The 20,620-nt window shown below is 70.1% G+C and carries 20 protein-coding genes; 16 read left to right on the forward strand and 4 right to left on the reverse strand.

Annotated features, from left to right (window positions below; translation table 11 throughout):
* Position 1: 1 nt before the first annotated feature.
* Complete coding sequence (locus SSPN_RS63330; protein ID WP_010312344.1) at positions 2-343, reverse strand: hypothetical protein; 342 nt, start codon at positions 341-343, stop codon at positions 2-4.
* Between the two features lie 14 nt (positions 344-357).
* On the opposite strand from SSPN_RS63330, the gene SSPN_RS55660 reads away from it, so the two are divergent.
* From SSPN_RS55660 to SSPN_RS0130125, 3 genes are all read left to right on the forward strand, one after another.
* Positions 358-1,125 (forward strand): hypothetical protein, encoded by a 768-nt coding sequence (locus SSPN_RS55660; RefSeq protein WP_010312345.1) that lies wholly within the window; start codon positions 358-360, stop codon positions 1,123-1,125.
* Between the two features lie 49 nt (positions 1,126-1,174).
* A complete protein-coding gene (locus tag SSPN_RS0130120) occupies positions 1,175-2,032 on the forward strand; it encodes a sugar phosphate isomerase/epimerase family protein (protein ID WP_029535863.1) in 858 nt (285 codons plus the stop codon).
* A 215-nt stretch (positions 2,033-2,247) separates the two neighbouring features.
* On the forward strand, positions 2,248-3,036 hold the full coding sequence (locus SSPN_RS0130125) for a thioesterase family protein (RefSeq protein ID WP_010312347.1): 789 nt from the start codon (positions 2,248-2,250) through the stop codon (positions 3,034-3,036).
* A gap of 161 nt (positions 3,037-3,197) precedes the next feature.
* On the opposite strand, the gene SSPN_RS0130130 is transcribed toward SSPN_RS0130125, so the two are convergent.
* Positions 3,198-4,826: a long-chain fatty acid--CoA ligase gene (locus SSPN_RS0130130; RefSeq protein ID WP_010312349.1), complete on the reverse strand. Its 1,629-nt coding sequence runs from the start codon at positions 4,824-4,826 to the stop codon at positions 3,198-3,200.
* Between the two features lie 170 nt (positions 4,827-4,996).
* On the opposite strand from SSPN_RS0130130, the gene proC reads away from it, so the two are divergent.
* The 8 genes from proC to SSPN_RS0130170 all read left to right on the forward strand — a co-directional run bounded on the left by proC (position 4,997) and on the right by SSPN_RS0130170 (position 12,952).
* Positions 4,997-5,818: a pyrroline-5-carboxylate reductase gene (gene proC / locus SSPN_RS0130135; RefSeq protein ID WP_010312351.1), complete on the forward strand. Its 822-nt coding sequence runs from the start codon at positions 4,997-4,999 to the stop codon at positions 5,816-5,818.
* Between the two features lie 312 nt (positions 5,819-6,130).
* Entirely contained in the window at positions 6,131-6,355 is a 225-nt protein-coding gene (locus SSPN_RS0130140; RefSeq protein WP_029535864.1) for a helix-turn-helix domain-containing protein, read from the forward strand.
* A gap of 259 nt (positions 6,356-6,614) precedes the next feature.
* A complete protein-coding gene (locus SSPN_RS52365) occupies positions 6,615-6,716 on the forward strand; it encodes a 30S ribosomal protein bS22 (RefSeq protein ID WP_010241351.1) in 102 nt (33 codons plus the stop codon).
* A 167-nt stretch (positions 6,717-6,883) separates the two neighbouring features.
* A complete protein-coding gene (locus SSPN_RS0130150) occupies positions 6,884-7,918 on the forward strand; it encodes an NAD-dependent epimerase/dehydratase family protein (RefSeq protein WP_010312355.1) in 1,035 nt (344 codons plus the stop codon).
* A 64-nt stretch (positions 7,919-7,982) separates the two neighbouring features.
* Entirely contained in the window at positions 7,983-8,906 is a 924-nt protein-coding gene (locus SSPN_RS0130155) for a lysophospholipid acyltransferase family protein (RefSeq protein ID WP_010312358.1), read from the forward strand.
* A 240-nt stretch (positions 8,907-9,146) separates the two neighbouring features.
* Positions 9,147-11,678: an ATP-dependent Clp protease ATP-binding subunit gene (locus SSPN_RS0130160; RefSeq protein WP_010312360.1), complete on the forward strand. Its 2,532-nt coding sequence runs from the start codon at positions 9,147-9,149 to the stop codon at positions 11,676-11,678.
* 106 nt (positions 11,679-11,784) lie between these two features.
* Positions 11,785-12,372 (forward strand): HdeD family acid-resistance protein, encoded by a 588-nt coding sequence (locus SSPN_RS46570; RefSeq protein ID WP_044575109.1) that lies wholly within the window; start codon positions 11,785-11,787, stop codon positions 12,370-12,372.
* 166 nt (positions 12,373-12,538) lie between these two features.
* Positions 12,539-12,952: a VOC family protein gene (locus SSPN_RS0130170; protein ID WP_010312365.1), complete on the forward strand. Its 414-nt coding sequence runs from the start codon at positions 12,539-12,541 to the stop codon at positions 12,950-12,952.
* Positions 12,953-13,057: 105 nt separating this feature from the next.
* On the opposite strand, the gene SSPN_RS0130175 is transcribed toward SSPN_RS0130170, so the two are convergent.
* Both SSPN_RS0130175 and SSPN_RS0130180 read right to left on the reverse strand, forming a co-directional pair.
* Entirely contained in the window at positions 13,058-13,945 is an 888-nt protein-coding gene (locus SSPN_RS0130175; RefSeq protein ID WP_044575911.1) for an HAD family hydrolase, read from the reverse strand.
* A 221-nt stretch (positions 13,946-14,166) separates the two neighbouring features.
* A complete protein-coding gene (locus SSPN_RS0130180) occupies positions 14,167-14,811 on the reverse strand; it encodes a sigma-70 family RNA polymerase sigma factor (RefSeq protein ID WP_010312369.1) in 645 nt (214 codons plus the stop codon).
* Positions 14,812-15,185: 374 nt separating this feature from the next.
* On the opposite strand from SSPN_RS0130180, the gene SSPN_RS0130185 reads away from it, so the two are divergent.
* The 5 genes from SSPN_RS0130185 (at position 15,186) to SSPN_RS0130205 (ending at position 20,546) form a co-directional block, all read left to right on the forward strand.
* The gene (locus tag SSPN_RS0130185) at positions 15,186-15,422 is read left to right on the forward strand and encodes a glutaredoxin family protein (RefSeq protein ID WP_010312371.1); all 237 of its coding nucleotides are present in this window, start codon (positions 15,186-15,188) and stop codon (positions 15,420-15,422) included.
* Between the two features lie 405 nt (positions 15,423-15,827).
* The gene (locus SSPN_RS46575) at positions 15,828-16,682 is read left to right on the forward strand and encodes a redox-sensing transcriptional repressor Rex (protein WP_010312374.1); all 855 of its coding nucleotides are present in this window, start codon (positions 15,828-15,830) and stop codon (positions 16,680-16,682) included.
* Entirely contained in the window at positions 16,679-18,064 is a 1,386-nt protein-coding gene (locus SSPN_RS0130195; RefSeq protein WP_010312376.1) for a glutamyl-tRNA reductase, read from the forward strand. The genes SSPN_RS46575 and SSPN_RS0130195 overlap by 4 nt, the downstream gene beginning before the upstream one ends.
* Complete coding sequence (gene hemC / locus SSPN_RS0130200; protein ID WP_010312378.1) at positions 18,061-18,999, forward strand: hydroxymethylbilane synthase; 939 nt, start codon at positions 18,061-18,063, stop codon at positions 18,997-18,999. The genes SSPN_RS0130195 and hemC overlap by 4 nt, the downstream gene beginning before the upstream one ends.
* A 14-nt stretch (positions 19,000-19,013) precedes the next feature.
* Complete coding sequence (locus SSPN_RS0130205) at positions 19,014-20,546, forward strand: bifunctional uroporphyrinogen-III C-methyltransferase/uroporphyrinogen-III synthase (protein ID WP_010312379.1); 1,533 nt, start codon at positions 19,014-19,016, stop codon at positions 20,544-20,546.
* Positions 20,547-20,620 lie beyond the last annotated feature (74 nt).

Raw genomic sequence — 20,620 nt, forward strand, 5'->3', positions numbered from 1 at the left:
ATTATCGACCGGGTGCTGTCGGACAGCGGTCAGCTGCGCGCCGTGCCGCCGGACGGCGAGCCGCCGCAGCGCCGCAGCCACCGCCCAGGGGCGCCCAACACGCCGGGTCCGCAACCCTCAGCATCGCAGCCTTCAGCACCGCAGCCTTCGGCATCGCAGCCTTCAGCATCGCAGCCTTCAGCATCGCAGCCTTCAGCATCGCAGCCTTCAGCATCGCAGCCTTCAGCATCGCAGCCTTCAGCACCGCAGCCTTCAGCACCGCAGCCTTCAGCACCGCAGCCTCCAGCCGCTCAGCCGCCGACCGCACAAGCACCACAATCGGCGCCGCCGCCTGCTGCGCCACCCGCTCCGGAGCCCGTGCCTGCCGAACCGGCGGTCGCGCAGGAGTCCTCCGGCGCGAGCTACTGGGCACAGCGGTTCGTCGGCGCGGGCAAGGGCAAGACACCGACCCCGCCGACCCCCGCCGCCCAGCCGGAAGGCGACGCCGAGGCGACGATCCAGCAGCCCGCCCTGCGACGCCCGGCGCCGCAGCAGGACGTGCCGCCTCCGGTGCCGCCCGCTCCGCCTGCGGCTCCGCCGAAGCCCACCCCGCCAGAGGGCGTCACGGAGCAGCTGCCGCGGGTTCCGGTCCCGGCCGAGCCCGACCCGGAAGGCACGGCTGTGCTGGCCTACCCGCAGCCGCAGCAGGCCCAAGCGCAGTCGCAGCAGGAGGACCAGCAGGCCGAGCCGGCGGACCCGTACGACTTCGATTCCTACGACGAGCCCGAGGCCGAGTTCGTCGAGGACGAGGACTACGACCCGGAGCTGCCCGCTGGCCTGGACGTGGACGACTACAGCGAGGACGAGGAGAAGCCCGCCTCTGCGGGCAAGGTGTGGGGCACGCTGATCCTGCAGGGCGTCGCGGGCCTGGTCGGCGGCGGGCTGATCTGGGTCGGCTTCCGCTGGTTGTGGGGTACGAACGCGCTGGCCGCGCTGGGTGCCGCGCTGGTGATCACCGGTCTGCTGGTGTTCATCGCGTGGAAGTTCTTGCGTACCAACGATCTGCAGACGATCCTGCTGGCGGTGCTGGTCGGCTTGTTCTGCACGGTGTCCCCAGCAGCATTGCTGCTGTTCAGCCACTCGTGAGCCACCAGCGCGCCACCACCCACCCACCGTCGGTCATGCTTGGCAGGCGATGACTGTGCAACCGCCACCGCGCGAAGACGTTCCCGGCCGGATCCCGGTCGGGTTGTCCAGCGCGTCGGTGTGGCCGCAACCGGCGAGGGCGGCGTTCGAGATGGCCGCGGACCTCGGCTTCGACGGTGTCGAGGTGATGGTCTGGGCGGACGCGGTCAGCCAGGACGTCTCGGCGCTGCATCGGCTTTCCGAGCGGCACGGCGTGCCGATCCTGGCGATCCACGCGCCGTGTCTGCTGATCACGCAACGGGTTTGGTCGCCGGAGCCGGAGGAGCGGTTGCGGCGGGCCGTGGTGGTGGCCAGCGAGCTGGGCGCGTCGACGGTCGTCGTGCACCCGCCGTTCCGCTGGCAGAAGCGCTACGCCGAGCGGTTCGGCGAGCTGGTCGCGGAGCTGGAGGAGACCAGCGGGATCGCGGTCGCGGTGGAGAACATGTTCCCGCTCCGCCCGCCGAGCACCCTGAATCGGCTGCGCGGCGGCAAGAGCAGCGGGTTGTCGGCGTTCAAGCCTTCGCCGGACCCGACGGAGGTCGGCTACCGCAACTACACGCTCGACCTGTCGCACGCCGCCGCCGCGCACGTGGACGCAATCGAGCTGCTGAAGCGGATGAAAGACGGCCTGGCGCACGTGCACCTGGCGGACGGGACCGGAGTGCCCCGGGACGAGCATCTGGTGCCGGGGCAGGGCAACCAGCCGTGCGCGGAGGTATGCGAGGAGCTGGCCGCCGACGGGTACAGCGGCGCGGTCGTCCTGGAGATCAACACCCGCAAGGCGCGGAATCCCCAGCAGCGCGCGGCGTTGCTGTCCGAGGCCCTGCTGTTCGCCCGGCTCCACCTGGAACCGCTCCGCGCGACCTGAGATTTCACCTGCTCAAGGCCCGTGGGCACTTTTCGGCGCGGTAGCACCCGAAAGTGCTCGCGGCGGTCGGATTCCCGTTCCGCGCGCACGCTTTCCGGCGGTTGGACCGGCTAACCGATGCCTAGTGATCAACTTCTCCGAAGGTCACTAGAATCGGTGACCATGAACCCGTTGCGCGCATCGGCTGCCGAGCGCTTCCGTCCGCTGGACCGTACGTGACCGAGGTCCTGGATCCCTTCGCGGCGGCCACTTCGGTGCGCTCGCTCGGCGACGGCACCTTCGTCGCCAACCTGCATCCGGAGTGGGCCGTCGGAGAACGCCCGCACGGCGGTTACCTGCTCGCGCTGCTGGCCCGCGCCCTCGGCGACACGACCGGGCTTGCGCCGTTGTCGGTCAGCGCGCAGTTCCTGCGCCCGCCCCGGGTCGGTCCGGTGCTGGTCCGGACCGAGGTGCTCAAGGTGGGCAAGACGGTTACGTCGGCCCGCGCGCTGCTGGAGCAGAGCGGCCAGGTCTGCGTGGACGCCACGGCCGCCCTCGGCAAGGTGCCCGAGACGGAGCCGGAGTGGTCGGATCTCCCGGACATGCCGGTGAATCCGCCGTCGACCGCGGTCGACCTCGCCGCGACGGAGGCCCGGAAGTTCTTCGCGCTTTCGCGGGTCTGCGACCTGCGGCTGGACGCGAACACCGCGGACTTCCTCAACGGCGGCATCGGCGAGCCGCGGCTGCGGCTGTGGGTCAAGCCCCGCGAGGCGCAGCCGGACCTGCTGTTCGGGCTCGTCGCCGGGGACCTGACGGTGCCGGTGACGCTAAACCTCGGTCGGTTCGGCTGGGCGCCGACCGTGCAGCTCACCGCCCTGCTGCGGGCGCACCCGGCGAACGGCTGGCTGCGGCTGCTGGTGGACTGCCGCGCGGTGCACGGCCAGTGGTTCGACGAGGACATCACGGTGGTCGACTCGGTGGGCCGCCTGATTTGCCAGGCCCGCCAACTGGCGATCGCCCCCTGAACCCCGCGATTTCAATTGGGAAACCGGACCCCTGATTTCCAGCGAGCTGGTCATGCACAAGTCCGGGGATCCCTGAGTCGAGAAGGCCGCCGAGGATCCGCCACTCGCACCGCAATGCAAGAAGCGGTTGGAAAAACGCTCATTGAAATTGCGGGTCGGGTTCAGGTGAGGTGGGTGACGTCGAGCTGGCCGTCGGCGTGCTGCTTGCGGAGGCGCTTCTTGTCGAACTTGCCGACACTCGTCTTCGGAGCCTCCGGGATGAACGTCCAGTACTCCGGCAGCTGCCAATGCGCGACCTCGCCGGCGAGGAAGTCGCGCAGTTCGGCCGCGTCGACCTGGTGGCCGTCGCGCAGCACCACGGCCACCAGCGGTCGCTCCGACCACTTCTCGTCCGGGACGCCAATGACCATCGCCTCGGCAACCGCCGGGTGCCCCATCACCTTGTTCTCCAGGTCGACCGACGAGATCCACTCGCCGCCGGACTTGATCACGTCCTTGGCCCGGTCGGTCAGCTGCAGAAACCCGTCGGGCGTGATGTACCCGACGTCGCCGGTGCGCAGCCAGCCATCGCGGAACTTCTCCGGGTCGTCGTCGCCGTAGTACGCCCCGGCGATCCAGGGCCCGCGAACCTCCAGCTCACCGACGCTCTCGCCGTCGCACGGCAGCACCGCACCGTTGTCGCCGACCAGCCGGCCCTGCACCCCGGTCGGCAGCCGTCCCTGGCTCGAGCGGTAGGTCCAGCGCTGTTCTTCGGTGGCGTCCACCGGCGGTCGGGCCACGCTGCCCAGCGGCGATGTCTCGGTCATGCCCCACGCGTGCAGCACGGCGATGCCGTACTTCTCATGGAACGCCTTCATCAGCGACGGGGGGCACGCCGCCCCGCCGACCACGACCTCTCGCAGGGAGGACACGTCGTGCGGGTCGGACTCCAGGTGCTGCAGTACGCCCTGCCAGATCGTCGGCACGGCTGCGGCCATAGTCGGGCGCTCCGCGGCGATCATCTTCAGCAGCGGTTCCGGCTGCAAGAACCGGTCCGGCATGATCATCGTCGCGCCGACCATGAACGCCGCATACGGCAGACCCCACGACATCGCGTGGAACATCGGCACGACGGCAAGCGACCGGTCCGACTGCGAGAGGGCCATGCCGTCGGTCATGCACACCTGCATCGAGTGCAGGTAGATCGACCGGTGCGAGTAGACGACGCCCTTCGGGTTGGCGGTGGTGCCGGAGGTGTAGCACATGGCGGCTGCCGAGCGTTCGTCGAGCTCCGGCCAGTCGAACTCGTCCGGCTGCCCGGCCAGCAGCTCCTCGTAGCCGTGCACCGCCACCCCGGCCGGTGCCTCCAGCGCGGCCTTGTCGCCGCCCACGACGATCACGTGCCGCACCGTCTTCAGCTCCGGCAGCAGCTTCTGGAACAGCGGCAGCAGCGTCGAGTCGACGAGCACGACGTGGTCCTCGGCGTGGTTCGCGACGTAGATCAGCTGCTCCGGGAACAGCCGGATGTTCAGGGTGTGCAGCACCCCGCCCATCGTCGGCACCGCGAAGTACGCCTCAAGGTGTTCGGCGTTGTTCCACATGAACGTGCCGACCCGCTGGTCGCCGGTGACGCCGAGGCCGCGCAGCGCGTGCGCCAGCTGCGCGGTCCGGCGGCCGACCTCCGCGTAGCTGCTGCGCCGCGCCCCGTCGCCGGTCCAGGTCACGACCTCGGCTGACGCGCCGTGCGGTCCGCTGCCCTGCTGGAGAATCCGGGCGATCGAGAGGGGGCCGTCCTGCATCGTGCTGAACATGATCGGAGCTCCTTCAGGCTGGTCGCTCAGGCGCGAAAGATCGCTCGGCCGTGGCGGGCGCTGGTGGCAGACACAGTAGCGGCTGAAAACGACCTTTGGCAGGGCTCGCCACGCAGCGTGCACAGGCGGTTCGTGCCGCATGCGCTGCGTGGTCTGGCACCCTGAGCGGCATGACGACGATCGCCGTACTCGGAGCCGGAAAGATCGGTGAGTCCCTGCTGTCGGGGCTGCTGAAGGCGGGGCGCGCCCCGTCAGACCTGCTGTTCACCGAGCGGTTCCCGACGCGTGCCGCGGAGCTGACCAAGACCTACGGCATCACGCACGCCGACGTGGCCGACGCGGTGCAGAGTGCGGACGTCATCGTCGTCGCAGTCAAGCCACAGGACATCGAGCCGCTGCTGGACGAGATGGCACCAAACCTGCCCAGCGGCAAGCTCGTGGTGTCGCTGTGCGCGGGCCTGCCGACGAAGCTGTTCGAGCGCCGGCTGCCCGAAAGCACCGCGGTGGTCCGGGTCATGCCGAACACCCCGATGCTGGTCGGCGAGGCGATGAGCGCGATCTCCGGCGGCGCGCACGCCTCGGACGCGGACCTGGCGCTGGTCGAGGAGCTGCTCGGCAGCGTCGGCATGGTCGTGCGGGTGCCGGAGAGCCAGCAGGACGCGGTGACCGCGCTGTCCGGCTCGGGCCCGGCGTACTTCTTCTACCTGGTCGAGGCCATGATCGACGCGGGCATCCTGCTGGGCATCCCGCGGGCCACCGCCGCGGACCTGATCGTCCAGTCCGCGGTCGGGGCGGCGGCGATGCTCCGCGAGGGCGGTGGCCACCCGGTGATGCTGCGCGAGGCGGTCACCTCGCCGGCGGGCACGACCATCGCGGGCATCCGCGAGCTGGAGAAGCACGGCGTGCGCGCGGCGCTCATCGACGCCATCGAGGCGGCTCGCGACCGCTCCGTCGAGCTCGGCAAGGCCCACGAGGACGACGAACCCGCCTGAGCGGCCAGAACCTTCTCTGAACTCGTCTTGCGTGGCGGTGCGGGTGGCCGCCCGGTCTGCAATGCGCGGCTTCGGGGACCTGCCCTCGCCAAGAGCCCCGACGGGGCACGGTCTGAGAACCCGCGGCTGGGGTGGGCCAAGCGGCTGGCGCCGCGGGTCGTCGGAGATGGTGCGAACTACTCAGGAGCAAGGGGGACGTTCGACCATCGCAGGTGTCCCGCGTGTCCCGCTACTCTCGATAGAGCACGTGCGTGAGATTTCCGTCGGAGGGGAAGCCGACGGCGCGACACGTGCCGAAGGGCACGGTGAAGCATGTCTGCGAACTCCGAACCCAGCCAACAGGCGCCACCGAGCATGGGGCAGGTGCGGTTCCTCACCGTCGCGGAAGTCGCCAAGTTGATGCGGGTGTCGAAGATGACGGTCTATCGGCTCGTGCACGCTGGCGAACTCCCCGCCGCACGGGTGGGGCGATCGTTCCGCGTCGCGGAGAAGGACGTACACGCGTACCTGGAGAGCGCCTACTACAACGCCGGCTGAGACCGCCCGGCTGAGCTGAATGCCCAGGTCATCGGCCGTGGGCCCGTCGGCTTGCCGACGTGGCCCGAACGTCGCGGGCCGAACCGGGGCACCGCGCGGCGGCGGGTGGAAGGTGCCCGCAGGCGTTTCGAGGACACGGCGGAAGGGCCGAAGACCTGGGCAGGTAAAGTTTTGGGTTGGTCGTGCCAGGTGTGCGCGTTCATGCGGCTGCACCGGTGCGGGAGACGTTCGAACTGCCGTCAAGAGTGAAGGAGTCCGCATGGGCTCGGTCATCAAGAAGCGCCGCAAGCGCATGTCCAAGAAGAAGCACCGCAAGCTGCTCCGCAAGACGCGCGTCCAGCGTCGCAAGTTGGGCAAGTGACCTGAGCACCGCCGTCGACCGCTGGGTCGGCGGCGGTTGTGTTTTCGCGGCCGGTTCGAGCCGGATGCGCAACCGACCCAGTCCCGTAACTCCGGATGCCCGGTGACCGGCGCATTCGGCGGTAGCATCGCATTCGGCGGCCGTGCCGGAGAAGGCTGGGGAGACAGATGGGCCCGAATGTCGTGCTGGTGACAGGGGTCAGCCGTTTCCTGGGCGGATATCTCGCCGCGCGCCTGGCGGCCGACCCGGCCGTGGAGCGCGTTCTCGGCGTGGACACCGTGCAGCCCGGTCGCGATCTGCTGCGCCGGATGGGCCGCACCGAGTTTGTTCGCGCCGACATCCGCAACCCGCTGATCGGCAAGGTGATCGCGAACGCCAAGGTCGACACCGTGGTGCACGCGGCGGTCAACTCCCATTCCGGGCCCGGTGGGCGGGCCACGATGAAGGAGATGAACGTCATCGGCACCATGCAGCTGCTGGCCGCCTGCCAGCAGTCGCCGCTGGTGCGCAAGGTGGTGGTCCGGTCGACCTGCGCGGTCTACGGGTCGAGCTCGCGGGATCCGGCGGTGTTCACCGAGGACATCGAACCGAAGGACCTGCCGTCGTCCGGGTACGCCCAGGACGCGGTGGAGATCGAGGGCTACGTGCGCGGTTTCGGCCGGCGGCGGCCCGACGTGGACATCACGACTCTGCGGTTCAGCAACCTGATCGGCCCACGCATAGACGCGAGCCTGACCCGCTACTTCGCGCTGCCGGTCGTGCCGACCGTGCTCGGCTTCGACGCCCGGCTGCAGATGGTGCACTCGGAGGATGCGCTGGCGGTGCTGGAGCGGTCGACGATGGCGGATCGGCCCGGCGTGTTCAACGTGGCCGGTGCGGGCGTTCTGATGCTTTCGCAGGCGATCCGGCGCGCCGGTCGCATCGCGATGCCGCTGCCGAGCATCGCCGTGTCGCCGCTGGCCGGGTTCTTCCGCAACGCCCGGCTGGTCGACTTCTCACCGGAGCAGTTGCGGTACCTCAACTTCGGCCGGGTACTGGACACCACGAAGCTCCGCGAGGAGTTCGGGTTCACCCCGCGCTGGACCACTCAGCAGGCCTTCGACGACTTCGTTCGTGGCCGGGGCCTGCGGCCGGTGGTCGACCCGGAGAACATCATGGCGTTGGAACGCAGCGTCAGAGACCTGCTGGCGAGGCATCGGTAACGGAGGCGGCATGAGCGGCAGTCGTGTGTTCTGCGCTTGTGCCCGGCCGGGTGTGGGGGCGTAAATGGCGGATGCGCAGGTGATCCCGCTGCGTGCGGCGGACCGGGAGCGGCTCGATGCGTCCGAGCCGTCGGTGCCGGACGAGCCCGGGTGGGAAGACGCCGTCATCGACGTGCTGGCGTTCGCCCGGCGGCGGTTGCTCGGTGACTACAAGGTCGACGAGTTCGGCTTCGACCAGGAGCTGACCGACGAGGTGTTCCTCCGCTTCCTGCGGCCCTTCTACGAGAAGTGGTTCCGCGTCGAGGTGATCGGCGGCCACCACGTGCCCGCCGAACGCGGCGCGCTGGTGGTGGCTAATCACTCCGGCACGGTGCCGTGGGACGCGTTGATGACCACGGTCGCGCTGCACGACCACCTCCCAGCGGCCCGGCACCTGCGGATGCTCGGCGCCGATCTGGTGTTCCGGATGCCGGTGCTCGGCCCGCTGGCCCGCAAGGCCGGCCACACGCTGGCCTGCAACCTGGACGCGGAGCGGCTGCTGACCAACGGCGAACTGGTCGGGGTGTGGCCGGAGGGCTTCAAGGGCATCGGGAAGCCGTTCAAGGACCGGTACAAGCTACAGCGCTTCGGGCGCGGCGGGTTCGTTTCGGCGGCGCTGCGCACCGGGACGCCGATCGTGCCCTGCTCGATCGTGGGCGCGGAGGAGATCTACCCGAAGCTGGCGGACATCAAGCCGCTGGCGCGGTTGCTGGGGGTGCCATACTTCCCGGTCACGCCGCTGTTCCCGCACTTCGGGCTGCTGGGGGCGGTGCCGTTGCCGTCGAAGTGGTACATCGAGTTCGGGGAGCCGATCGAGACCTCGTCGTACCCGGAGGGCGCGGCGGACGACCCGATGCTGGTGTTCAGCCTCAGCGACCAGGTCCGGGAGAATATCCAGCAAACCCTGTACCGACTCCTCGCCCAACGGACCAACGTCTTCCTGGGCTGACAACAGTTTCAATTGAAACTGTGTTCCCGGTTTGTCGGGTGGGTTGAGTGGTGTGCCAGTTTCAATTGAAACTGTGTTCCCGCTCTGTGCATCGTGGGGATTGTAAGGCGGGGGTCGGGTCGGTGCCGCGTTGCGGCGGAGGCCGTCCGGGGGTCTATTTGTGCTGGTAAACGTGCTTCTCCCCGCGCGCTCGAACGCGGAAATCCGGGCAGAGCGACCAGACATGACGGACGGTGCGTGATGAGCTACCCCTCGGCCTTCGGATCCCAAGATCCATTCGCGGATCTGCTCAACCGGTTCTTCGGCATGTCGCCGATGACGTCGCCGCCCGCGATGCAGCGAGTGCCCATCGGCCGGCTGCTCAGCGAGTCCGCCACCGAACTGATCGCCAAGGCGTCCGAGCGCGCGAAGCAGGACGGCAGCGCCGATCTCGACACCGAGCACCTGCTGTGGGCGGCGACGCAGGTGGAGCCCGCGCGCACCCTGCTGGTCCAGGCCGGGGCGGAGCCGGACCACCTCGCGTTGCGGATCGCCGCGATGCTGCCGGGAGCCAGCGCCGAGCCCTCGGCGAGCCCGGGCCTCACACCCGCCGCCAAGCGCGCGCTGATCGGGGCGCACGCCCGGTCCCAGGCCGCGGGGAAGTCCTACATCGGGCCCGAGCACATCCTGGCCGCGCTGCTGGACGACCCGGACTCCGCGGCGGTCAAGCTGCTGGAGTCGCAGGAGGTCAACTCCGGCAAGCTGCGCGATCGGGTCGACCAAGCCGCCGCCACCGAAAACATCCCGACCACCGCCGGCAGCGACACCCCGACGCTGGACGAGTACAGCCGGGACCTCACCGGCGAGGCCCGCTCCGGCAAGCTGGACCTGGTCGTCGGGCGCGCCGACGAGATCGAGCAGACCGTGGAGATCCTGTCCCGGCGCAGCAAGAACAACCCGGTTCTCATCGGCGAACCCGGCGTCGGCAAGACCGCGATCGTCGAGGGCCTGGCGCAGCGCATCGTCGCCGGCGACGTGCCGGAAACCTTGCAGGACAAGCGGGTTCTCGCCCTCGACCTGACCGGGCTGGTGGCCGGTTCGCAGTACCGCGGCGAGTTCGAGCAGCGGCTGAAGAAGGTCATCGACGAGGTCCGCGCGGCCAAGGGCTCGGTGATCCTGTTCATCGACGAGATGCACACCATCGTCGGCGCCGGGGCCGGTGGCGACAGCAGCATGGACGCGGGCAACATCCTCAAGCCCGCGCTGTCCCGGGGCGAACTGCACGTCGTCGGGGCCACCACGATCGACGAGTACCGCAAGCACATCGAGAAGGACGCCGCGCTGGAACGCCGGTTCCAGCCGGTCATGATCGCCGAGCCCACGGTCGAGGAGACCATCCAGATCCTCCAGGGGCTGCGCGACGCCTACGAGGCGCACCACGGGGTCCGTTTCACCGATGAGGCGCTGACCGCGGCCGCCGGCCTCTCCGACCGCTACATCAGCGACCGCTACCTGCCGGACAAGGCCATCGACCTGATGGACCAGGCGGGCGCGCGGGTCCGGTTGCGGTCGCTGAGCCGCAGCGGCGACGTCCGCGGACGCGAGGACGAGGTGGCCAAGCTCCGCCGCGAGAAGGACCAGGCCGTCGACGCCGAGGACTACGAGCGGGCCCACGAGCTGAAGGAGCGGATCGAGACGCTGGAAGGCGAGATCGCCGGGATCACCGAGCGGCGCGAAGGCGTCGCGGACGTGACCAAGCAGGACATCGCGGAGGTGCTGTCGAAGCGCACCGGCATCCCGGTCGCTCAGCTGACCGAGGACGAGAAGCACCGGCTGCTGCGGCTCGAAGAGGCCCTGCACGAGCGGGTCGTCGGTCAGGACGAGGCGGTCCTGGCGGTGGCGGAGGCGGTTCGGCGCAACCGGGCCGGGATGGCGCACCCGGACCGGCCCATCGGGTCGTTCCTGTTCCTGGGCCCGACCGGGGTCGGCAAGACCGAGCTGGGCAAGGCGTTGGCGGAGCTGATGTTCGGCGACGAGCACAAGCTGATCCGCTTCGACATGAGCGAGTTCCAGGAGAAGCACACCGTGTCCCGGCTGGTCGGCGCCCCACCCGGCTACGTCGGCTACGAGGAGGCAGGGCAGCTGACCGAGAAGGTGCGCCGCCAGCCCTACAGCGTGCTGCTGTTCGACGAGATCGAGAAGGCGCACCGGGACGTGTTCAACACGCTGCTGCAGGTGCTCGACGACGGGCGGCTGACCGACGCCCAGGGCCGCACCGTGGACTTCCGCAACACCGTGGTGATCATGACGAGCAACATCGGCGCGCAGCGCATCCTGGCCCACCAAGGCGATGTGGACAGCATTCGCGATGAGCTGATGGACGACCTGCACGCGCGGTTCGCGCCGGAGTTCCTCAACCGCATCGACGAGACGATCGTCTTCCACCGGCTGACCGAGGAAAACCTGTTGCGGATCGTCGATCTGATGCTGGACCGCAGCCGTCGCCTGCTGCGTGCCCAGGAGATCGACCTGGAGGTCACCGAAGCCGCCAAGAAGTGGCTGACCAAGCGCGGTTTCAAGCCGGAGTTCGGGGCGCGCCCGCTGCTGCGGACCATCTACACCGAACTGGACAACCGGATCTCCAAGCTGCTGCTGCGCGGCGAGGCGCAGCCGGGCGACACCATCGTCGCCTCGATCGAGGGCGACGAACTGGTCTGCGCCCTGGCCCAGCCGCACGCGGCGGACGTGCCGGCGCAGTCCGGGGACAAGGCGCCGGACTCGAGCCGGGTTTGAAAGCTCGGCTCCCGCGCGGCGCCTCGGAGACGGGGACTCCCACTCGGATCGGTGATGCGAGCGGTTCGGGAATGCGCTGATCCGGGTCCCGTGGGAAGGATGGATCATGAGTCACCTTCAGGATGATCCAGGCCGATTGGTGGCCGGTCGGTTGGCGAAGATGGCGTGGCAGTCGGTCCTCGTGGTGGGTGTCTGCTCGCTCGTCGTCGGTGTACTGGCGCTGGCCTGGCCCCGCGCCACGCTGATCGTCCTCGGGGTGCTGTTCGGCATCTACCTGCTGGTCAGCGGCGTGCTGCAGATCGTCGCGGCGTTCGGCACGCACGTGGCGGCGGCGATCCGGGTACTGGCGTTCATCAGCGGCGCGCTGTCGATCCTGCTGGGGTTGCTGTGCTTCCGGGGTGAGATGCAGTCGATCCTGCTGCTGGGCCTGTGGATCGGCATCGGCTGGCTGTTCCGCGGGGTCACCCAGACGATCGCGTCGGTCGCCGACCGGGCGATGCCCGCGCGCGGCTGGCAGATCTTCATGGGCATCGTCACGGCTCTGGCGGGCATCGTGCTGATCGTCTCGCCGTTGGCGTCGGTGGCGCTGCTGGTCCTGCTCGGCGGGATCTGGCTGATCGTCCTGGGAGTGGTGGAGATCATCACGGCGTTCCGGATTGACCACGCCGCGAAGCAGCTGGCGATGTCCGGATGACGCCGATGTCCGGGCGCACGCGCGGGAGGGGTGCGCCCGGCCTTCGGTTGGGCCGGTGCGGTGGGCGGGGATGCCACCGCACCGGCCCGGTTTTCGCGTGGCCGCTGTCGGTGGGGGCAGTCATGCTTTCGCGCAGACCCGATTCCGCTACCGGTAGGAGGTTCCGATGAGTTCCCGGCTCAACCCGTACATCAGCTTCGACGGCAACGCTCGCGAGGCGATGGAGTTCTACAAGGACGTGTTCGGCGGCAACCTGACGATGAGCACCTTCGGCGAGTTCGGTGCCTCGGATCCGGGGATGACCGACAAGATCATGCATTCAATGCTGACGAGCGGCAGCGGCTTCATGCTGATGGCCTCCGACACCCCGCCGGGCATGGAGCTCAAGCCGGGCAACAACATCACGGTGAGCCTCAGCGGAGACGCCGCCTCCGGCGACGAGCTGCGCGGCTACTGGACGAAGCTGTCCGAATCGGGCACCGTGTCGGTCCCGCTGGAGAAGCAGATGTGGGGCGACGTGTTCGGCATGTGCGTGGACCGGTTCGGCATCGGCTGGATGGTCAACATCTCCGGATCGTGACCGCAGCGCAGGTGGTTCTCGGGGTCGTGGGTCTTTTGGGTCGCTGCAGCAGCCCGGAAGACTCACGACCCCCGCGCTGTCCGGAGCCCCGCTGCCGCGGTGGCGTCAGGAGCGGTCGCGGCGGCGGTAGGCGAGGCCCGCGGCCACCGCGCCCGCGATGGCGCTGGCTCCCATGATCGAGTTCAGGCCGATCCGGGCCGCCTTCCGGCCCGTCCGGAAGTCCCGGACCTCCCAGCTCCGGGCCCGTGCGATGTCGCGTAGCCGCTGGTCCGGGTTGACCGCCACCGCCGTGCCCACCGCCGACAGCATCGGGATGTCGTTGGCCGAGTCGGAGTACGCCGTGCAGCGCCGCAGGTCCAGGCCTTCGCTGGCGGCCAGCGCCCGGACCGCGTGCGCCTTCGCTCGGCCGTGCAGCATCTCGCCGACCAGCCGACCCGTGTACACGCCGTCGGAGCTCTCCGCGACCGTGCCCAGCGCGCCGGTCAGCCCCAGCCGCCGCGCGATGATCTGCGCCAGCTCCACCGGGGTCGCCGTCACCAGCCACACCCGCTGGCCCGCATCGAGGTGCATCTGGGCCAGCGCCCGGGTGCCCGCCCAGATCCGGTCCGCCATCAGCTCGTCGTAGATCTCCTCGCTGAGCTCCACCAGCTCCGAGACCTTGCGGCCGGCCACGAACGACAGCGCCTGCTCCCGGCTGGCCTGCATGTCCTGCGGGTTCTCCTGGCCGCCGACCCGGAACTTCAGCTGTTGCCAGGCGAACCCGGCCAGATCGGTGGCGGTGAGGAACTTGCGGGCGGCCAGGCCGCGGGCGAAGTGGAACAGCGAGGCGCCCATCATCATCGTGTTGTCGACGTCGAAGAACGCTGCGGCGGTGAGGTCGGGTGGGGTGGCCAGCGAGCCGTCCGGGCCGGGCGCGGCGGCGACGGCGGCCTCCGCGGACGCGCGGCCCGCCACCTTCGCGCTGTCGATCGTATCGGCGCCGGGCGCGCGCAAGCCGTTGTGGTCCGCGCCACCGGCTGAGCCTTGACGTGTCGGCACCGCCGCGCCTCCCGGGGGTCCTCCGGTGTTGTCGTGCGAAGTTCCAGGTCTTGCCGCCCCGGGCCGACCCGGCTCAGCAGGCTTCTAGCTTAAGACCTGGCCGCAACCGAACTTGCGCACCTCCACCGGGGTGCGGCAACGGTCCGGTAACTGCTTCGGGGTGACTCGGCGCGCGCCTAGCGGAGATCCTCGGGGAGGAGTTGCGCCAGCCGCCGGATCGCGCGGTGCTGCAGCGCCTTCACCGCGCCCTCGTTGCGCTGCATCGCGACCGCCGTCTCGGTCACGGTCAGGCCCCGCAGGAACCGCAGCCGGATGCACTCCCGCTGGTCGGGGTTCAGCTGCCGGACGCAGCGCCGCAGCTCGCGGTGGGTGGCCTCGGTGAGCGCGTGCTGTTCGGGGCCCAAGTGCGTCCGGCCGACGGGCGGGTTGTCGGTGATGTCGGGGGTGGGGATCTCCAGCCGGTTCCGGCTGGACTTGATGTGGTCGAGGATGAGGTTCTTGGCGATGGTGATGAACCAGGCCGCCACGTCGCGGCCCTGGTAGCTGATCGAGGCGATCCGGCGCAGCGCCCGGAGGAACGTCTCGCTGGTGATGTCCTCCGCCAGGCAGTGGTCGCTGACCCGGAACAGCACGTAGCGGTAGACGATCTGCGCGTACTCGTCGTAGAGGTGGCCGAAGGCGTCGTTATCGCCCTGCTGGGCGGCGCTGACGTACGCCCAGCTCCCGGTGCGGGGCCGGGGGACCCGCGGGGTGACCGGGGCGTCGACGCTGCGGATGGGCGCGGCCGGGGCGGGGGGTGCGAGCGTCTTCGGGCTGCTCATCTCTTGCGACCTCCTGCCGTCGTTGGCTCCACCGGCGTGGTGCGGGTGGGACGCATCGGTGCCGGTGTCATGTCGCGGTGTCCGGAGGACATCCGCCTCCGGCGGCCGGCCAATGGCTCGGGCGGCCTCCAGGTCCGTCCTGGTGACGCCGGGGGCGTGGCGTTAAGGCAGGAGCATACGCGTTGTTACTCAGAAGTAGGTAGTGCGAATCGGTGATGGTTGGTTGCACAGCGTGTTCAAAGGCGGGCCCTGTATCAATCGGGCAGGTGATTTTGGACACTTGACCAGTGTGGTCAGTGCTGCGGCACGTGTCCGCCCGCTGGGTACGTTGGAACCCGCGAAATCAGGCCCGAATACCACCCTGGAGCGAAGGCATGCACGAGGTGACGGTGATGACCCGCGAGGGTTGCCACGCATGCGCGGACGCGATCTCCGACGTGCGGCGGATCTGCGCGGAGCTCGGCGTGTCCTGGTCCGAGCAGGACGTGGACGCCGACCCGGAACTGCGCGCCGAGTACGGCGACCGGATCCCGGTGTTCTTGATCGATGGAGTCGAGCACGGCTACTGGAAGATCGAGGAGGACCGCTTCCGCCGGGCCCTGGCCCGCTGACCGGTGATCTTGCCCCCGCGCCGCGCGGGTTGCGCCCGTCACGTGCGCCAGACCACGCGTTTTGGCACGTCGGGGGGCCATCGGCAATGATGGCGGGGAAGGTTTGCGCCTCCGGTGGAGTCCGGCCCTGCGACTTTGTGCATGCGTTCACAAATTGGTTACGGTGTACGGGTCGGGTCGCCGGATTCTCGGTGTGGATCAGCGGATCAGGTGTCAGCCGCCGGATGTCGGCGACGCTCGCGGACGACGCCGAGGCCGCCGGGTGGCAGACCGGTCGACGTCGGTGCTCCCCGCCTGAGGAACGAAGTCGGGAAGTGGGCGACGACCATCGCGTGCGGCCGCGCCCCAATCGGGTGTGGACGGGCGGGCAGGCCAGAGTAGTAGGTAAGGCGAGGGAGATCCAGCGTGACGGCCCACGGAGCGGACGTGCAGGACGGTGACGGGCAGACAACGGCCGCTTCCCGGACCGACTCCAAGCGGTCGCCGGCGATCGAGGTGCCCGCGGCGCGGGAGCGCGCCAGGGCAATCCCGGAAGCCGCTGTTGCCCGGCTCGCGGTCTACCTGCGGGCGCTGTCCGCACTCGCCGACCAGAACGTGAACACCGTTTCCAGCGACGAACTGGCCGTGGTCGCCGGGGTCAACTCCGCGAAGCTGCGCAAGGACCTGTCCTACATCGGCTCTTACGGCACCCGCGGCGTCGGCTACGAGGTGGCGGTGCTCATCGGCCAGATCGAGCGCACCCTCGGCCTGACCCGCAAGCACAGCGTCGCGGTCGTCGGCATCGGTAACCTCGGCCACGCGCTGGCCAACTACGGCGGCTTCCCGAGCCGCGGCTTTCCGGTCTCCGCGCTGTTCGACCTCGACCCGGACCTGGTGGGGGTGCCGGTCGGCGGCATCCCGGTCAGCCACCTCGACGACATCGTGCAGGTGTGTTCCGAGCGCGAGGTCACCATCGGCGTCATCGCCACGCCCGCGCAGGGCGCCCAGGAAGTCTGCGACGGTTTGGTCGCCGGGGGCGTTACGTGCATCCTGAACTTCGCACCCGTCGTGCTGCAGGTCCCCGAGGACGTCGAGGTGCGCAAGGTCGACCTGGCGGTGGAGATGCAGATCCTGTCGTTTCACGTGGCCCGACGCCAGCAGGAAGCGGCGGCGGAAGCCGATCGATCCGATGTGGACGGTGCGGACATCGGTCCGCCGGGCGACGGCGGTCGGGTGCCAGGCGAGGTCGAATCGGCGAACAGGATGGTGGAACGGCTGTGAACCTGCTCACCGTCGGGATTTCCCACCACAGCGCCCCGGTGAGGATGCTGGAGCGGGTCTCGATCAGCGGAGCGGACGTCCCGAAGCTCCTCGACGAGCTGTTGCAGCGCGAGCGCATCTGCGAGGCGTTCATCGTCTCGACCTGCAACCGGGTCGAGATCTACACGGTCGCGGAGACCTTCCACGGCGGCCTGGACGACGTGACGTCGGTGCTCGCCCAGCACGCCGGTGCGGAGGTCGCTGACCTCGCCGACCACCTCTACGTCTACTACGCGGGCGCCGCGGTGGAGCACCTGTTCTCGGTCTCCGCCGGCCTGGACTCGATGGTCGTCGGTGAGGCACAGATCCTCGGCCAGCTGCGGCAGGCCTACGGCACGGCCGACGAGAACGGCAGCGTCGGCAAAACCCTGCACGAACTCGCGCAGCAGGCCCTCCGGGTCGGCAAGCGGGTGCACTCCGAGACCGGCATCGACGGCGAAGGCGCGTCGGTGGTGTCCGAGGCGCTCGCCGACGCCGAGGTCGCGCTCGACGGCTTGGCCGGGCGCAGCGCGCTGGTGGTCGGCGCGGGCTCGATGGGTGGCCTGGCAGCCGCGCAGCTGAAGCGCGCCGGCATCGGCGAGGTCGTGATCGCCAACCGCACCGCGGCCAACGGCGAGCGGCTGGCCGAGTCGCTGCGCGCCGACGGCATCGCCTCGCGCACCGCAGACCTCACGGACCTGAGCAGCGCAATCGCCGCAGCCGACCTGGTCGTGGCCTGCACCGGCGCGATCGGCGCGGTGGTGACCGAAGATGTGGTCGCGTCGGCGCTGACGGTCCGCGACGACCGTCCGCTGCTGTGCTGCGACCTCGGCCTGCCCCGGGACATCGCACCCGAGGTGGCCGGACTGCCCGGCGTGACCGTCGTCGACCTGGAAAGTCTGCAGCAGCGGCTGTCCGAGAAGCAGGGCGGCAACGAGTCCGAGCGGGCCGCGCAGATCGTCGCCGAGGAACTGCGCAACTACCTCGCCGCGCAACGCTCGGCCGAGGTGACCCCGACCGTGACCGCGCTGCGCAAGCGCGCCGCCGAGGTGGTGGACAGCGAGCTGCTGCGGCTCGACTCGCGGCTGCCCGAACTGGACGGCGACGTGCGGGACGAACTGGCGCGCACGGTCCGCCGCGTGGTGGACAAGCTCCTGCACGCGCCGACGGTCCGGGTCAAGCAACTCGCGTCGGTGCCGGGCGGTGCCGGTTACGCCGACGCACTCCGAGAGCTCTTCGAGCTCGATCCGCAGACGCCCGCGGTGCTCGGCACCCCGCAGGCCGACGAGGGCCTGCCCGGCGGGGCCTCCGTCGCCCAGGCGCGGCTGCGCGATCGAGCAGGACAGGACGGTGAGGACCGTTGAACAAGACCCTCCGCATCGGCACCCGCGGCAGCGCCCTGGCGATGGCGCAGAGCTCGCAGGTCGCCGAGGAGCTGGAGAAGGCGGGTTACCAGACCCAGCTGGTCACCGTGTCGACCCCCGGTGACCGCTCGATGGCGCCGATCGCCGAGATCGGCGTCGGCGTGTTCACCTCGGCGCTGCGCGAGGCGCTCGCCGCCGGCGAGGTGGACGTCGCCGTGCACTCCTACAAAGATCTGCCGACCGAACCGGACCCCCGGTTGTCGCTGGCTGCTGTCCCGGTCCGGGAGGACCCGCGGGACGCGCTGGTGGCACGGGACGGTCTGACGCTCGGCGAACTGCCCCCGGGGTCCGTTGTGGGCACCGGTTCGCCGCGCCGCGCCAGTCAGCTCCGGGCCCTGGGCCTGGGGCTGGAGGTGCGCAGCATCCGCGGCAATGTGGACACCCGCCTGCGGAAGGTGACCGACGGTGAGCTGGACGCCGTCGTGCTCGCCCGAGCCGGGCTGGCCCGAGTGGGCCGGCTTGCGGTGATCACGGAAACGCTCGATCCACTGCAGATGCTGCCCGCGCCCGCCCAGGGCGCGCTGGCAGTGGAATGCCGCGTCGATGACGTGGACACCGAGCACTTGCTGCAGTCCGTTTTGGACGATCAGGCCAGCCGCGCCGCGGTGGCCGCCGAGCGCGCCATGTTGTCCGCGCTCGAAGCGGGCTGTAGCGCGCCCGTCGGCGCGCTGGCCGAAGTGGTGGATGACCTCGACGAGGACGGGCGCGTGGCGCTGCGGCTGTCCGTGCGCGGGGTGGTGGCGACCGACGACGATCAGTTGGTCCGCGCCTCCATCACTGGTGAGACGACCGCCGCCGATCAGCTGGGCCGGGAATTGGCCGCCCAGCTGCTCGAAGCCCGGGCCGCTTTGCTCAGCGGCCCCGGCAGTAGTTGATGGGGAGCGCCCTTATGACCCGAGCACGTAAGACCCACGGACGGATCGCTTTCGTGGGCTCCGGTCCCGGTGACGCCGGACTGCTCACCGTCCGGGGCCGGGATGCGATCACCCGCGCCGCCTTGCTGGTGACAGACCCGGACGTACCCGCCGATATCATCGGCCAGGCCGCTGACGGCGCCGAGGTCCGCCCCGCCGTGGGAGACCCGGCGGACGTCGCCAAGGACCTGGCGAACGAGGCCGCGACCGGTCGCACCGTGGTGCGGTTGGTCGCCGGTGACCCGCTGACCGCCGACGCGGTGGTCCGAGAGGTCCAGGAGGTCGCCAAGACCGGCGCCGCCTTCGACATCATCCCCGGCGTCGCCGGCGGCAGCGCGGTCCCGGCCTACGCCGGCGTCGCGCTCGGCGCGGTGCACACCGAGGTCGATGTCCGAGGCGACGTGGACTGGGCTCCGCTGGCCGCGGTGCCCGGTGCGCTGGTGCTGCACACCACCGGCAGCCACCTGGCCGAGGCCGCTTCGCGGCTGGTGGAGCACGGCAGGCCCGCGACGACTCCCGTCACGGTGACCGCCTCCGGCACCACCGTGCAGCAGCGCACCATCGACACGACGCTGGCCTCGCTGGCCGCCGACGCCGGTGAGCTGCAGGGCCACCTGGTGGTGACCATCGGCGACGTGGTGTCCGAGCGCAGCAAGCTCTCCTGGTGGGAGTCGCGCGCCCTGTACGGCTGGAAGGTCCTGGTGCCGCGCACCAAGGAGCAGGCCGGCGCAATGAGCGACCGGCTGTGGTCGCACGGTGCCGTCTCGCACGAGGTGCCGACGATCTCGGTCGAACCGCCGCGCAGCCCCGCGCAGATGGAGCGCGCGGTCAAGGGCCTGGTCGACGGCCGCTACCAGTGGGTGGTGTTCACCTCCGCCAACGCGGTTCGCGCGGTGTGGGAGAAGTTCGGCGAGTTCGGGCTGGACGCCCGGGCGTTCTCCGGCGTGAAGATCGCCTGCGTCGGCGAGGCCACCGCGGAGAAGGTCCGCTCGTTCGGGATCATCCCGGAGCTGCTGCCGTCGGGCGACCAGTCCAGCGAGGGCCTGCTGCAGGAGTTCCCGCCGCACGACGACATCCTGGACCCGGTGGACCGGGTGCTGCTGCCGCGCGCGGACATCGCCACCGAGACGCTGTCGGCAGGGCTGCGCGAGCGCGGTTGGGAGGTCGACGACGTGACGGCCTACCGCACCGTCCGCGCCGCGCCGCCGCCGGCCGAGACCCGCGAGATGATCAAGACCGGTGGGTTCGACGCGGTGTGCTTCACCTCGTCGTCGACCGTCCGGAACCTGGTGGGCATCGCGGGCAAGCCGCACGCCCGGACACTGGTGGCCTGCATCGGCCCGAACACGGCGGAGACGGCCAAGGAGTTCGGCCTGCGGGTCGACGTGCAGCCGGATGTCCCGCGCGTGGAGGACCTGGTGGACGCCCTGGCCGAGCACGCGGCCCGGCTCCGCGCCGAAGGCGCGCTCCCGCCGCCCCGCAAGGCGAAGCGGGCTCGCCGCAGCTGAAACCCGTTGACGAAGGGCACCTTCCGGCCACCGGTCGGAAGGTGCCCTTCGTGGTTCATCCGACGGGGTAGATC

It is taken from the genome of Saccharopolyspora spinosa NRRL 18395 (genome assembly GCF_000194155.1).
Classification (GTDB): Bacteria; Actinomycetota; Actinomycetes; order Mycobacteriales; family Pseudonocardiaceae; genus Saccharopolyspora; species Saccharopolyspora spinosa.

Bases quoted from the DNA above. Each gene is read 5' to 3' on its own strand.
- SSPN_RS0130120 (WP_029535863.1), top strand. From the start codon at position 1,175: ATGACTGTGCAACCGCCACCGCGCGAAGACGTTCCCGGCCGGATCCCG.
- SSPN_RS0130130 (WP_010312349.1), bottom strand. From the start codon at position 4,826: ATGTTCAGCACGATGCAGGACGGCCCCCTCTCGATCGCCCGGATTCTC.
- proC (WP_010312351.1), top strand. From the start codon at position 4,997: ATGACGACGATCGCCGTACTCGGAGCCGGAAAGATCGGTGAGTCCCTG.
- SSPN_RS0130140 (WP_029535864.1), top strand. From the start codon at position 6,131: ATGTCTGCGAACTCCGAACCCAGCCAACAGGCGCCACCGAGCATGGGG.
- SSPN_RS52365 (WP_010241351.1), top strand. From the start codon at position 6,615: ATGGGCTCGGTCATCAAGAAGCGCCGCAAGCGCATGTCCAAGAAGAAG.
- SSPN_RS0130150 (WP_010312355.1), top strand. From the start codon at position 6,884: ATGGGCCCGAATGTCGTGCTGGTGACAGGGGTCAGCCGTTTCCTGGGC.
- SSPN_RS0130155 (WP_010312358.1), top strand. From the start codon at position 7,983: ATGGCGGATGCGCAGGTGATCCCGCTGCGTGCGGCGGACCGGGAGCGG.
- SSPN_RS0130160 (WP_010312360.1), top strand. From the start codon at position 9,147: ATGAGCTACCCCTCGGCCTTCGGATCCCAAGATCCATTCGCGGATCTG.
- SSPN_RS46570 (WP_044575109.1), top strand. From the start codon at position 11,785: ATGAGTCACCTTCAGGATGATCCAGGCCGATTGGTGGCCGGTCGGTTG.
- SSPN_RS0130170 (WP_010312365.1), top strand. From the start codon at position 12,539: ATGAGTTCCCGGCTCAACCCGTACATCAGCTTCGACGGCAACGCTCGC.
- SSPN_RS0130180 (WP_010312369.1), bottom strand. From the start codon at position 14,811: ATGAGCAGCCCGAAGACGCTCGCACCCCCCGCCCCGGCCGCGCCCATC.
- SSPN_RS0130185 (WP_010312371.1), top strand. From the start codon at position 15,186: ATGCACGAGGTGACGGTGATGACCCGCGAGGGTTGCCACGCATGCGCG.
- SSPN_RS0130205 (WP_010312379.1), top strand. From the start codon at position 19,014: ATGACCCGAGCACGTAAGACCCACGGACGGATCGCTTTCGTGGGCTCC.